The organism is Anoxybacillus sp. EFIL, from assembly GCF_013096955.1.
GTDB classification, from domain to species: Bacteria; Bacillota; Bacilli; order Bacillales; family Anoxybacillaceae; genus Anoxybacillus; species Anoxybacillus ayderensis.
In genome coordinates, this window is sequence record NZ_SDLH01000022.1 from 1 (window position 1) to 1,255 (window position 1,255).

At 52.0% G+C, this 1,255-nt stretch carries 1 rRNA gene; it reads left to right on the plus strand.

The features are described 5' to 3' along the window. Positions 1-40: 40 nt before the first annotated feature. Positions 41-1,255: ribosomal RNA gene (locus ES017_RS15040) — 23S ribosomal RNA — on the plus strand; the annotation flags it as partial.

A 1,255-nucleotide genomic window follows, 5' to 3' on the forward strand; every position in this document is an offset into this window, starting at 1 on the left:
TGTTCTTTGAAAACTAGATAACAGGCTGAAAAGTGTGTTTAGTTAAGTTAGAAAGGGCGCACGGTGGATGCCTTGGCACTAGGAGCCGATGAAGGACGGGACAAACACCGATATGCTTCGGGGAGCTGTAAGTAAGCGTTGATCCGGAGATTTCCGAATGGGGAAACCCACTGTCCGTAATGGGGCAGTATCTATACGTGAATACATAGCGTATGGAGGGCATACCCGGGGAACTGAAACATCTAAGTACCCGGAGGAGAAGAAAGCAAAAGCGATTCCCTGAGTAGCGGCGAGCGAAACGGGAACAGCCCAAACCAAGAGGCTTGCCTCTTGGGGTTGTAGGACACTCAATACGGAGTGACAAAGGAACGGAGTAGATGAAGCGGTCTGGAAAGGCCCGCCAGAGGAGGTAACAGCCCTGTAGTCGAAACTTCGTTCCCTCCTGAGTGGATCCTGAGTACGGCGGGACACGAGGAATCCCGTCGGAAGCAGGGAGGACCATCTCCCAAGGCTAAATACTCCCTAGTGACCGATAGTGAACCAGTACCGTGAGGGAAAGGTGAAAAGCACCCCGGGAGGGGAGTGAAAGAGAACCTGAAACCGTGTGCCTACAAGTAGTCAGAGCCCGTTTATGGGTGATGGCGTGCCTTTTGTAGAATGAACCGGCGAGTTACGATCTCGTGCGAGGTTAAGTCGAAAAGACGGAGCCGTAGCGAAAGCGAGTCTGAATAGGGCGTATAGTACGAGGTCGTAGACCCGAAACCAGGTGATCTACCCATGTCCAGGGTGAAGGTAGGGTAATACCTACTGGAGGCCCGAACCCACGCACGTTGAAAAGTGCGGGGATGAGGTGTGGGTAGGGGTGAAATGCCAATCGAACTTGGAGATAGCTGGTTCTCCCCGAAATAGCTTTAGGGCTAGCCTCGAGTGAAGAGTCTTGGAGGTAGAGCACTGATTGGGCTAGGGGCCCTCATCGGGTTACCGAACTCAGTCAAACTCCGAATGCCAATGACTTATACTCGGGAGTCAGACTACGAGTGATAAGATCCGTGGTCAAGAGGGAAACAGCCCAGATCACCAGCTAAGGTCCCAAAGTATACGTTAAGTGGAAAAGGATGTGGAGTTGCTTAGACAACCAGGATGTTGGCTTAGAAGCAGCCACCATTTAAAGAGTGCGTAATAGCTCACTGGTCGAGTGACTCTGCGCCGAAAATGTACCGGGGCTAAACGTATCACCGAAGCTGTGGGACGACTT